The organism is Flavobacterium sp. FlaQc-30, assembly GCF_044005885.1.
GTDB lineage: Bacteria > Bacteroidota > Bacteroidia > Flavobacteriales > Flavobacteriaceae > Flavobacterium.
Window position 1 is genome coordinate 216,802 of sequence record NZ_JBIPCO010000004.1, and the last position, 11,878, is coordinate 228,679.

The 11,878-nt window shown below is 32.9% G+C and carries 11 protein-coding genes; 7 read left to right on the plus strand and 4 right to left on the minus strand.

The window, feature by feature from the left end; translation table 11 throughout:
- Positions 1-60: 60 nt before the first annotated feature.
- From gldL to ACHRV0_RS11245, 5 genes are all read left to right on the plus strand, one after another.
- Positions 61-708 carry a gliding motility protein GldL gene (gldL, locus tag ACHRV0_RS11225; protein ID WP_089053983.1) on the plus strand — a complete coding sequence of 216 codons (648 nt, stop codon included), beginning with the start codon at positions 61-63 and terminating at the stop codon, positions 706-708.
- 51 nt (positions 709-759) lie between these two features.
- Positions 760-2,295 carry a gliding motility protein GldM gene (gldM, locus tag ACHRV0_RS11230; RefSeq protein WP_129023790.1) on the plus strand — a complete coding sequence of 512 codons (1,536 nt, stop codon included), beginning with the start codon at positions 760-762 and terminating at the stop codon, positions 2,293-2,295.
- 45 nt (positions 2,296-2,340) lie between these two features.
- Entirely contained in the window at positions 2,341-3,330 is a 990-nt protein-coding gene (gldN, locus tag ACHRV0_RS11235; RefSeq protein WP_089053981.1) for a gliding motility protein GldN, read from the plus strand.
- Between the two features lie 188 nt (positions 3,331-3,518).
- On the plus strand, positions 3,519-4,508 hold the full coding sequence (gene gldN / locus ACHRV0_RS11240) for a gliding motility protein GldN (RefSeq protein ID WP_395441027.1): 990 nt from the start codon (positions 3,519-3,521) through the stop codon (positions 4,506-4,508).
- A 78-nt stretch (positions 4,509-4,586) separates the two neighbouring features.
- A complete protein-coding gene (locus tag ACHRV0_RS11245) occupies positions 4,587-5,687 on the plus strand; it encodes an NAD(P)/FAD-dependent oxidoreductase (RefSeq protein ID WP_395440884.1) in 1,101 nt (366 codons plus the stop codon).
- Here ACHRV0_RS11245 and ACHRV0_RS11250 read toward each other — a convergent pair.
- A complete protein-coding gene (locus ACHRV0_RS11250) occupies positions 5,637-6,020 on the minus strand; it encodes a DUF983 domain-containing protein (RefSeq protein ID WP_089053978.1) in 384 nt (127 codons plus the stop codon). The two genes, ACHRV0_RS11245 and ACHRV0_RS11250, sit on opposite strands and share 51 nt — an antisense overlap.
- Positions 6,021-6,086: 66 nt before the next feature.
- On the opposite strand from ACHRV0_RS11250, the gene abc-f reads away from it, so the two are divergent.
- Positions 6,087-8,000: a ribosomal protection-like ABC-F family protein gene (gene abc-f, locus ACHRV0_RS11255; RefSeq protein WP_089053977.1), complete on the plus strand. Its 1,914-nt coding sequence runs from the start codon at positions 6,087-6,089 to the stop codon at positions 7,998-8,000.
- 191 nt (positions 8,001-8,191) lie between these two features.
- Here abc-f and ACHRV0_RS11260 read toward each other — a convergent pair whose 3' ends face one another.
- Complete coding sequence (locus ACHRV0_RS11260) at positions 8,192-9,151, minus strand: App1 family protein (RefSeq protein ID WP_395440885.1); 960 nt, start codon at positions 9,149-9,151, stop codon at positions 8,192-8,194.
- A 63-nt stretch (positions 9,152-9,214) separates the two neighbouring features.
- Between ACHRV0_RS11260 and ACHRV0_RS11265 the strand changes: the two genes are divergently transcribed.
- Entirely contained in the window at positions 9,215-10,084 is an 870-nt protein-coding gene (locus tag ACHRV0_RS11265; protein ID WP_395440886.1) for a diacylglycerol/lipid kinase family protein, read from the plus strand.
- A 33-nt stretch (positions 10,085-10,117) separates the two neighbouring features.
- Here ACHRV0_RS11265 and ACHRV0_RS11270 read toward each other — a convergent pair whose 3' ends face one another.
- Together ACHRV0_RS11270 and ACHRV0_RS11275 are read right to left on the minus strand one after the other, a co-directional pair.
- Positions 10,118-11,263, minus strand: a complete 1,146-nt coding sequence (locus ACHRV0_RS11270) for a peptidogalycan biosysnthesis protein (protein WP_395440887.1) — start codon at positions 11,261-11,263, stop codon at positions 10,118-10,120.
- A gap of 118 nt (positions 11,264-11,381) precedes the next feature.
- A complete protein-coding gene (locus ACHRV0_RS11275; RefSeq protein WP_129023784.1) occupies positions 11,382-11,870 on the minus strand; it encodes a DUF1761 domain-containing protein in 489 nt (162 codons plus the stop codon).
- Positions 11,871-11,878 lie beyond the last annotated feature (8 nt).

Sequence of the window (11,878 nt, forward strand, 5' to 3'; positions counted from 1 at the left end):
ATTAAAATCAATACAAATCCAAATCGAATCTATTTAAATTAAAACCTAAAAAAAAGAATTATGGCATTATTAAGTAAAAAAGCAATGAATTTCGCTTATGGTATGGGAGCGGCAGTAGTAATTATTGGAGCTTTATTCAAAATTACTCACTTTGAATTGGGACCATTAACAGGAACTGTTATGCTTTCAATCGGATTGGTTACTGAAGCAATAATTTTTGCATTATCTGCTTTTGAACCAGTTGAAGATGAACTAGACTGGACTCTTGTTTATCCTGAATTAGCTAACGGTCAAGCGAGAAAAAAAGCTGAGAAAGTAGAAACTCCAACTGATGCCCAAGGATTATTATCTCAAAAATTAGATGCAATGTTGAAAGAAGCTAAAATTGACGGTGAGTTAATGTCAAGCTTAGGAAACAGCATCAAAAACTTTGAAGGAGCTGCAAAAGCAATTTCTCCAACAGTTGATTCTATCGCAGGACAAAAGAAATATGCAGAAGAAATGTCTATGGCTGCTGCTCAAATGGAATCATTAAACAGTTTATATAAAGTACAATTAGAAAGTGCTTCAAGAAATGCACAAGCAAACAGTGAAATCGCTGAAAATGCTTCTAAATTAAAAGAACAAATGCAATCTATGACTGCAAACATTGCTTCATTAAACAGTGTTTATGGTGGTATGCTTTCTGCAATGAGTAACAAAGGATAATTAGTTTTAGACTATTATATTAAATTTATTAATAAGAACTAATTAGAAAAAATGGCAGGAGGAAAATTAACCCCTAGACAGAAGATGATTAACCTGATGTATCTGGTTTTCATCGCAATGTTGGCAATGAACGTATCAAAAGAAGTTATTTCTGCTTTTGGTCTAATGAATGAAAAATTTGAAGCAGCAAACACTTCTTCAGTTAAAACAAATGGAGATTTGTTAAAAACTTTAGATTTAAAAGCATCTGAATCTAAAGGAGAGTTTACTGAGGCTGCAGGTATTGCACATAAAGTACAAACGATTTCAAAAGATTTTTATGCTTACATCGGAACTTTAAAAGCACAGTCTATTAATGGTTTTGAAATCGATGAAGAAACTGGAAAATTACCTTACGAGTCTATGGACAGAGGTGATAATATCGATGACTGGTTTACAGGAGACGGTTACACCGCAAAAGGTAATGAAATAATTGCAAAAATAGAAAAGTATAAAGCAGATATGAAAGCCGCTTTAGGATCTAAATATGCTGATATTTCTAATGAGGTTTCTAAGAAATTTGATGTTTCAGACGTAAAAAACAAAGAAGGTATAAAAGAAAAATACTTAGCTTATCATTTTAAAGGTTTTCCTGCAATTGCATCTGCGGCTAAACTTTCTGCTTGGCAAAATGATGTGAATAAAATTGAAGCGGATGTTTACAACCGTGCTTTAGGAAAAGCGGCTGTTGATGAATCTTCATACAGCAAATTTGAAGCTATCGTAGTTTTAGATAAAAATGCTTATTTCCAAGGAGAAAAAGTTACTGGTAAAGTAGTTTTAGGAAAATACGATCCAAATGCTCAGTTTAGCGGATTTGAAGGTCCGGGTAAATTAGTGAACGGGCAAGCACTATTAGAAATGACTGCTGGTGGTGTTGGAGAACAAAAAATTGGAGGTTCTTTCAATTTTATGGAAAATGGTAAACCAATCAAGTTACCTTTCAACGGAACTTACGTTGTTGTACCACGTCCAAACTCTGCTACAATTTCTGCTGATAAAATGAATGTTGTTTATAGAGGAGTTGTTAACCCAATTTCTGTATCATTCGCAGGTGTTGCTGATAATAAAGTTGTAGCTAGTGCTCCAGGATTATCATCAGCTGGTAAACCAGGGAAATATAACATGAATCCAGGTTCAGGTACAGAAGCTACAATTTCTGTAACAGGAACATTACCAAATGGAGATAAAGTTTCTGATAAGAAAACGTTCAGAATTAAAGGTATTCCTGGCCCAACAGGAACAATTAGAGGTGAGATGGGGGTTGTTAAAGGGCCTAAATCTAACTTAGAAATTGCTACTATTGGAGCTAAATTACTTGATTTTGATTTTGAAGTTGGTTTAGATGTTGTAGGATTTAATATGAAAATTGCTGGACAGCCTACGGTTGTTGTAAGCGGAAACAGATTGAATGCTCAATGTAAACAAGTTCTTTCTAGAGCTGGTAAAGGAGACCAAGTTACTATTTCTGAAATTAAAACTAAACTTGTTGGAGCTGGTAGTTATTTATTGCCAAGAACTGCTCCGGTAATTTACGAAATACAATAATATAAGTAGTGAAAACTACATTCAATATCTTATAATGATACCACGATGAAAGTAAGAAATTTTTTAATAGCTATTGTTTCTATCGCTGGAGGTTTAACTTCTAATGCGCAATCTAATTTGCTTAACGCGAAAACACCAGCCCAAATTGGACTTAAAACTCCTGCTCAGCTTATCTCTGATAACGATAAGCCCTTAGCTTATGGTTATGTGGATGATAGAGATGTTTTGATGGGAAAAACTACTTGGGAAATTATTGATTTAAATGAAAAAATCAATTTTCCATTATACTTTCCTATTGATACAGCTAATATTGGTTCAGATAGACGTTCACTTTACGACGTTTTGACGAAAGCTATCAAAAAAGGGAAAATAACTGAAGTGTACAGCGACAGTTATTTCAATACTAAAAAGTCTATGAAGGACATCGAAGGTGCATTGTCTCGTATTGATACAACAGATGCTGGTAGAGAATTAATCAACCAATACCCGGATGATTATAAAACACGTGTCGTTAAGAAAAAAGTTGTTACTGGTACTGGTAAGAAAAAAGTTGTTTCTTACGTAGACGAAACAGTTGGTCCAACAAGATCTGTACCTGCAGAATATATTTTGAAACAAGACTTGACTGCTGCTGATGTTACGCAATACAAGATTAAAGGATACTGGTACTTTGATAAACGTCAGAGTGAGTTGAAGTATCGTTTACTTGGAATCTGTCCTGTAACGCCGGACGTTTATACAATGAATAGTGACGAAAAGGATTATATCGAATTATTCTGGGTTTTCTTCCCGAATGCACGTGAAGCGCTGCATGAAGCAAAAGCTTTCAATGATAACAATTCGGCACTTCCAATTTCATTTGATCAAATATTAAATTCTCGTCGTTTTAACGCGGTTGTTTACAAAGAAGAGAACTTGTATGGAGACAGAGCAATCAGCGACTATATGAAGGATAATGCTCAAAATCAATTGTTAGAATCTGAAAGAGTAAAAGAGAAGATTCGTAACTTCGAGCAGGATATGTGGAACTATTAAGTATCTATATTAAATTTTAAGAAAAACTCTTACTACCTTTGTAGTAAGAGTTTTTTTATTTTACCTGCATTTTAAGGAGCTTCAAATTTTGTTGTTTTTTAAGGTTAAATTTATTTTTTAACTTGTTGTAGGAAAAATAACAACAAACTTCGTATTTTTGCGTTATAACGTCTTATAATTAAATTATGATGAAAATAACAAGATTTTTAATGGTGTTTGTTTTTGTTGTGGGAAGTTTTGCTTCAAATGCACAATCAAATTTGCTTAATGCTAAGACAGTTGCTCAAATTGGGCAAAAATCTCCTGGAAGGCTGATTTCGGATAATGATAAACCACTATCTTACGGTTATGTAGACGATCGGGATGTACTGATGGGGAAGACAACTTGGGAGATCATTGATCTAAATGAAAAGATCAATTTTCCGTTGTATTTTCCTGTTGATACAGCAAATATCGGTTCAGATAGGCGTTCGCTTTACGATGTTTTGACAAGAGCTATTAGAGAGGGTAAAATAACGGAGGTATATTCGGATAGTTATTTTAATACCAAAAAAACAATGAAGGATATTGCCGGATCTCTTACACGTATTGATACTACAGATGCAGGGAGGGAACTTATTAATCAATATCCAGATGATTATAAAACTCGTGTTGTAAAGAAAAAAGTAGTTACTGGAACTGGTAAAAAGAAAGTTGTGTCGTATGTAGACCAAACTGTTGGTCCAACAAGAACAGTTCCTGCCGAATATATTTTGAAGCAGGATCTTACGGCTGCTGATGTTACACAATATAAAATTAAAGGATATTGGTATTTTGACAAACGTCAGAGTGAATTAAAATATCGTTTGCTTGGAATTTGCCCAGTAACGCCAGACGTTTACACAATGAATAGCGACGAAAAAGATTATATCGAATTGTTTTGGGTCTTCTTTCCAAATGCTCGTGATGTTTTGAATCAGGCAAAAGCTTTTAATGACAAGAATTCGGCAGCACCAATTTCATTTGATCAGGTTTTAAATTCGAGACGATTTAATGCTATAATTTATAAGGAAGAAAATATGTATGGTGATCGTGAAATTAAAGATTATATGAAAGATAATGCCCAGCAGCAATTGTTAGAATCTGAAAGAGTAAAAGAGAAAATTCGTAATTTCGAAGAAGATATGTGGAACTACTAATGCTTCTACTATTAAATTATAAGCGAAACTCTTACTACCTTTGTAGTAAGAGTTTTTTTTATCTTATCTATACAAAACATGTTTGATTATATTATCGTTGGATCTGGTTTAGCTGGAATTTCATTTGCAGAGATTGCACTTAGAAACAACAAATCTATTTTAGTAATTAGTGATAATTCTCAAAATTCATCTCGAGTTGCAGGAGGATTATATAATCCTGTTATTTTAAAGCGCTTCAGCGAGGTTTGGAAAGCGGAGGAGCAGCTTGTATTAATGGAAGATTTTTATAATCATGTTGAAACTAAACTAAAAGCTAAATTTAATTTTAAACTGCCAATTCTTAGAAAGTTTTTCTCTATAGAAGAACAAAACAATTGGTTTGCAGCCTCAGATAAACCTCTTTTGGCACCATTTCTTTCAACCAATTTAATTTTTACAAAATATTTCGGAATAGATTCACCATATGATTATGGCGAAGTTTTGCATACAGGTTATGTTGATACCTCACTTTTATTAGATAAATACAAGGAGTATCTCTTGGAGAATAATTTGTTATTGCAAGAGACATTTGATTACTCAAAACTAATAATTAATAATAATTCAGTTCAATACAAAGAGTATCAAGCAAAAAATATAATTTTTGCAGAAGGTTTTGGGCTTCATGCCAATCCTTTTTTTCAAGAATTACCACTTGATGGCACAAAAGGAGAGCTTTTAATTATAAAAGCAACAGAACTAGATCTAGATGTAATTGTAAACACCAGCGTCTTTATTCTGCCTTTAGGCGATCATTTATACAAAGTAGGAGCAACTTATAATTGGAAAGACAAAACAGATCTGCCAACGGAAGAAGGCAAGACCGAATTAGTCGAACGAATTAAGGAAATTATCAATTGTGAGTTCGAAATCGTATCTCATTTTGGCGGTGTTCGCCCAACGGTTCGCGATAGGCGTCCTATTATAGGAACACATGATAAACAGCAATCACTTCATTTGCTGAACGGTTTAGGCACGCGAGGTGTTATGCTTGGTCCAGCAATGGCTAAAGATTTATTTGATTTTATTGAAAACAAAAAGCCATTAGACCCAACAATTGATATTCAGCGATTCTATAAAAAGAGAAATAAGTTATTTTCGATTTGTTTCTGGATCATAAGAAACAAACATATTGATATATAAATTTCTAGAAAGTCGTAAAACAAATGGAAACAATAGAATTAGTGTAATAACTATTGCTATAAAAGACTGTTCAATATTGGCTCCAAAAAACACAAAAGAAACAATAAATGCTGCAATTCCTACGGCAACATTTAAACCATAACTAACATACATTGCGCCATAAAAAAACGAAGGTTCTATTTGATATTTGAAACCGCAATGGCTGCAATTCTCGTTCATTTTTAGAACATTAGTCAAATGAAGCGGATTTTTGTCTGAATACATGCTCTCATTTTGACATTTTGGACAACTTCCTGTTAAAATACTATTTAGTTTGGATCCTTTTTTTAACATTTGCAAAAAATTTAAAACAAAGGTACATTTTTGTACGAATACTGCTTGCAACAATAGTCACAAATTATGCTTAATATACACAATCTTTCGGTTTCTTTTGGAGGAACATATTTATTTGAAGAAGTTACTTTTCGTTTAGGTGCCGGCGACCGAGTTGGTCTTGTTGGTAAAAACGGAGCTGGTAAATCGACAATGCTAAAAATGTTAGCAAGAGATTTTGCTCCAGATTCTGGAGTTATCTCTCAAGAGAAAGATATCAGAATGGGATTTCTGCGTCAGGATATTGATTTTGAACAAGGAAGAACCGTGCTTGAAGAAGCTTATGAAGCTTTTACCGAAATTAAAGTTGTAGAAAAAAAGCTTGAAGAAATTAATCATCAATTAGTTACCAGAACTGATTATGAAAGTGAAGAATACAGTCAGATCATCGAGGATTTATCTGATTATACACACCGTTTTGATCTTTTAGGAGGGTATAATTATGTTGGAGATACAGAGAAAATTCTTTTAGGACTTGGTTTTAAAAGAGAAGTTTTTAATAATCAAACCGAAACGTTTTCTGGAGGTTGGAGAATGCGTATCGAATTAGCAAAATTACTTTTGCAGGCAAACGATGTATTGCTTCTGGATGAGCCAACCAACCACTTAGATATCGAAAGTATCATTTGGTTAGAGAACTTCCTTCGTAATTATCCTGGAGTTGTAGTAATTGTATCGCACGATAAAATGTTCCTTGATAATGTTACAAACCGTACAATCGAAATCTCTTTAGGAAAAGCATACGACTTTAATAAACCATATTCTCAATATTTAGAATTACGTCATGAAATTCGCGAAAAGCAACTAGCAACGCAAAAAAATCAGGCGAAGAAAATTGAAGAAACAGAAAAATTAATCGAGAAATTCCGTGCAAAAGCTTCAAAAGCTTCGATGGCGCAATCGTTGATTAAAAAGTTAGATAAAGTTGAAAGAATCGAAGTTGACGAAGATGACAATTCAGTAATGAATATTTCATTTCCAGTTTCAAAAGAACCTGGAAAAGTAGTTATTGAAGCAGAAGATGTCACAAAAGCTTACGGCGATAAAACCATTTTAAAAGATATTAGTTTATTGGTTGAACGAGGCAGTAAAATTGCTTTTGTCGGTCAAAATGGGCAAGGAAAGTCGACTTTTATTAAAGCATTGGTTAATGAATTCGAGTACCAAGGAAATATCAAATTAGGGCATAATGTGCAACTAGGATATTTTGCACAGAATCAAGCGGAATACTTAGATGGCGAAATTACTTTGCTTCAAACCATGGAAGATGCGGCGACAGATACAAACCGATCTAAAGTTCGTGATATGTTAGGTTCTTTTTTGTTTCGTGGTGACGATGTAGAGAAAAAAGTAAAAGTACTTTCTGGAGGAGAACGTAACCGTTTAGCACTTTGTAAACTATTATTACAGCCAATCAATGTGTTGTTAATGGATGAGCCTACCAATCACTTAGATATTAAATCTAAGAACGTTTTAAAGGCCGCTCTTCAAAAATTTGGTGGAACTTTATTGTTGGTTTCTCACGACAGGGATTTCTTGCAAGGAATGTCGAATATCGTTTATGAATTCAAAGATCAAAAAATCAGAGAATATTTAGGAGATATTAATTTTTTCTTAGAGCAGCGTAATTTAGAAAATATGCGTGAAGTCGAGAAAAAAGATGTTGTAAAAACAGCCGCTCCTAAAGAAAACAATAAAACTTCTTACGAAGATCAGAAAAAAGGAAAAGCACTTCAAAACCGTTTGAGTAAAGTCGAAAGCCAAATCAAACAGTTAGAAAAAGACATTCAGCATGATGATAAAATGCTGGCTTCAAATTATGACAAACATATCGAAGACGCTTCATTTTTTACTGCTTACAATAAAAAGAAACAAGATCTAGACCAATTGCTTTTAGATTGGGAAATCGTTCAGGAAGAAATTGATAATTTTAACGCTTAATATAAAATTGTTTCAAGTTTAAAGTTGAATATTTTACGTAGAGCTTAACCGCAAAGCACACAAAGGATTGCGCAAAGTTCGCAAAGTTTTTTTGACAAAGCTTTGCGAACTTTGTGTTTTATAAAACCTCGCACATCAAAAAAACTTTGTGTGCTTTGCGGTTAGATTTACTAGTCTAGATGGCAACTTGATTAAATAATCCCAATAGATTTAGAATGCGCAATGGCTTCGCTGCTTTCCTTAAAATAGCAAACGGCAACATCAAGAGATTCTAAATTTTGCATTACTTTTTTTACTTCACTCTTCTGTGATTTACCAGTTTGTCTTATGTAAACAGCAACTACAGTAACGGGGAAAATTTTACAAATCCGTTCATATAAAACAGGATCCTGCTGCGAATCGTCACCCAATAATACATATTTAAGATTCGGATAGAATTCTAAAACGTGTTTTATCTTGTCAAATTTATGATCATGATTACCGCGTCCGCTCATAAAAAAGTCAGTAAGGCTTCGTTTAATATCTTTTAACAGAATTACGGCTCTCGGTAAACGGTGTATTTTGGCAAATTTTACAATAAATCGGTACAAATTCCATTCACTGCTTGAGATAAAGAAAAAGGCATTTTCGCCCTCAGTATTATGACGTCCAGCAGAACTTAATGCTTGATAATGTGATACAACGTCTTTAAAAACTCTGCGGTCGTTTACATTTTTAAAAAGTAAAATATATATTTTTCTAAAGATATTCTGAGTATGCGAAATCAAAAAAGTATCATCAATATCAGATATAATTCCTAGATTTCCTTTATGCGGTCTAATGAAATTTGCTTTTGATACTATAATTTCCGAATCATATTTTATGCTTACTTCATATTCGATCCATCCAAAATGCGTTTCTTTTTCAAGCGGAATGCAAAATTTAAAATAACCATCATCAAGCGTTTTGGTATGAATCTCTTGATTACCATACTTTAAATAAACATCAAAATTTTCAAGTGTTTTTATCCTAAACTGATTGATAATTGAGCTGGCATTTTTGAAGTTTTTTTTCTGAAAATCGTAGTCATAAGTTCTTTTAAAGACATGCCCCATTACAATTAATTCTTCTTCATTGGCATAACCTCGATATAATTGTAAAATTGGTTTCATTAATTCCGTACTTTTATAGAGTACTGTAAATTAATTATTTTAATTGGTTTTAAAAATAAAATTTTGAAAAAGAATATACTATTTGTTGTAAATCCTATTTCTGGAGATCTTGATAAAACAGATTTAATTGATGCTGTTAGAGAATTTGCAGCAGTAAATCATTTTGATTTGAAGGTTTATGAAACTACAGGAGAAAATGATCTAAAAGAGATACAAACACTATACAATCAATATAATCCAGAACGAATTATTATAGCCGGAGGTGACGGAACCATTAAAATGGTAGCCGAAGCAATGGAGCAATATGACATAATTCTTGGCATTCTACCAGCAGGTTCTGCGAATGGCCTTTCGGTCGATTTAAATTTACCATCAAGTATCGAAGAGAATCTCAGAATTGCATTTTTGCACCATTATATCGAGATGGATATGATTTGTATAAACGGTAAAAAAAGTATTCATTTAAGCGATCTTGGTTTAAATGCTAATTTGGTTAAAAACTATGAACAAAGTGATTTGAGAGGTTTTTGGGGATATGCTTTGCAGGCATTTTCGGCTCTAAAAGAATCAGAGGAACCTTTTATTGCAACGATTTCAGCCAATAATGAAGAAGTTGAGCATACGGCAAGAATGCTTGTAATTGCCAATTCGCAAAAGTATGGAACAGGAGTAGTCATTAATCCGAATGGTGCAATGAATGACGGGAAATTTGAATTAGTAATTTTAAAAAGCCTTGATTTATTATTGATCGGAAAAATTATTACAGGTAATATGCCAATTGATTCTGATGATATTGTTATTATTTCAACAGATAAAGCAACGATAAAAACAGATTATCCGGTCAATTTTCAGATTGATGGTGAATATTGCGGAGCACAGACTAATCTAGAAGTTCATATTTTGCATAAGCAGATGAAAATAGCAATTCCGTAAGTGAAAATTGAACTTTATCAAAGTTTTACTGGACTATTTAAAAGGATTTCGTTCCTGCCATTCCGTTTTAGGTTCCAGATAATTAAAGAATCTGCCAATATTGTGATTGATTAATGCATTGCTGTGTGTAATTAAACCGTACATTTTTACTGGTTTTGCGCCAACAGAACTTTTAATTTCAAGAGCAGTTCGAGCAAATACAATTGATGAAAAACCTTGATTAATAGAATACGCAATCATATCATAAAGCATATTTAAATAAAGCATTTTTTCGCGCTGAATACTTTCATCATATCCTAAAAAATAAGTATCCATTACAGCTCCATTCTTTATCAATGTATTAAAACCAATTAGTTTTTCATCTAGAAAATAACCGTAAAGCAAAAAATCATCTTTCATGATTTCTTTAAAAAAGCTAAAGTGATTTCGAGCTAAGAAAAAAGTATTAAAAGGCGCATTTTTTGCCACATGAAAATACAACTCGTAAATGACATCTTCATATTTTCGAATATCAGAAAGTGACATTTTTTTCTTTTCAATTCCTTCAGATTTTTTTCGAGCCCGCTTGTACTGATCTCGATATTTTTTTGACAAAGCATCGATATAGTCTTGTTCGGTTTTCCAATTTTTATTGATTTCAAAAACCATATTGGGCTGAGTCGAAAAAGTATAATTGTTTTTAAATTCAGCTTGCAAAGGCTCAATTTCTTTTGCGGTAAAATCTTTTATACTCGTAATATGTACTTTTTTGCCTTGTGCTTTTAAATCTTTTTTGAGTTGTGTAATTGCTTTATGAAGTGTTTTAATTGCTTTTGCTTCTTTTATATTTGGACTAAAAGCAAAGGCATTTTGTCCTGTGAGCATATTATTGCCAACAAATAAAACGTGCGATGCAAAGTTTTTGAAAGCAAAATTACGCACAGAAGTTTTCAAGCATTGATCGCGTTCACCAAAAGATTCCAGCTTTTCAGCAAATAAAAACTGAGTTAATGCAATTCCTAAAAGAGTTTCTTTATCAAAAATTCCAATAAAATGGCAGATCATATTTACAGGAGAAGAATTTTCGAGTATCTCGAGATATTCCCGTGTCAAAAAGATGTTATTATCAGCCAGCGAGTTCCATTCTAAAGGCAGTAACGAAGCGCTGTTGTAGATTTGAAAAGAATAAGTTGTATTCAAAAGAGAGTGCTAATTTGTTCAAAATTAGATAATTTTTATAATAACTCAATTGGTTTAAGTTATTATTAAGAAAAACCCGTTTGAATTTACTTTTTCAAACGGGTTAGTTATTTGTTATTTATGCAAATCCACAGATAATACCGCCCATTAAAGCAAGCGTAACCATCCAATAACCTGCGTGAATGAAAATATATTTCCAAGACTTTCTTTCAAATAAGCCATTAATTCCAACAATTGGAAGCGCAAAGAATAAGCCAGACATAAACCCATGAAGTGCGCCATGTTTAAAGGTGCGATATGCAGTACCATAATCAGCCATAAAAGCTTTAAATGAAGGTTTTGCAGCCTCAATCAAAGGCGGACCGCCAACCATTCCTACGGCTCCAGATTGATGAATAGTTAATCCCATTAATATTACTGTAATCATTAAAGAGAAAATATAAGTAAACCCAAATATTTTGAGCATATTTCCAGTTTTAAGATCATCTTCTGTAAAATTATTTTCTTTCATCCAGATTGTACCAAATACTTTAGGATGATACCAAATGAAACCAACTACCAATGTGACAATTGCGGCTAATAAAAGCGCTGTGAAGTGAATTTCCATATTATGAG

Bases quoted from the DNA above. Each gene is read 5' to 3' on its own strand.
- gldL (WP_089053983.1), top strand. From the start codon at position 61: ATGGCATTATTAAGTAAAAAAGCAATGAATTTCGCTTATGGTATGGGA.
- gldM (WP_129023790.1), top strand. From the start codon at position 760: ATGGCAGGAGGAAAATTAACCCCTAGACAGAAGATGATTAACCTGATG.
- gldN (WP_089053981.1), top strand. From the start codon at position 2,341: ATGAAAGTAAGAAATTTTTTAATAGCTATTGTTTCTATCGCTGGAGGT.
- gldN (WP_395441027.1), top strand. From the start codon at position 3,519: ATGAAAATAACAAGATTTTTAATGGTGTTTGTTTTTGTTGTGGGAAGT.
- ACHRV0_RS11245 (WP_395440884.1), top strand. From the start codon at position 4,587: ATGTTTGATTATATTATCGTTGGATCTGGTTTAGCTGGAATTTCATTT.
- ACHRV0_RS11250 (WP_089053978.1), bottom strand. From the start codon at position 6,020: ATGTTAAAAAAAGGATCCAAACTAAATAGTATTTTAACAGGAAGTTGT.
- abc-f (WP_089053977.1), top strand. From the start codon at position 6,087: ATGCTTAATATACACAATCTTTCGGTTTCTTTTGGAGGAACATATTTA.
- ACHRV0_RS11260 (WP_395440885.1), bottom strand. From the start codon at position 9,151: ATGAAACCAATTTTACAATTATATCGAGGTTATGCCAATGAAGAAGAA.
- ACHRV0_RS11275 (WP_129023784.1), bottom strand. From the start codon at position 11,870: ATGGAAATTCACTTCACAGCGCTTTTATTAGCCGCAATTGTCACATTG.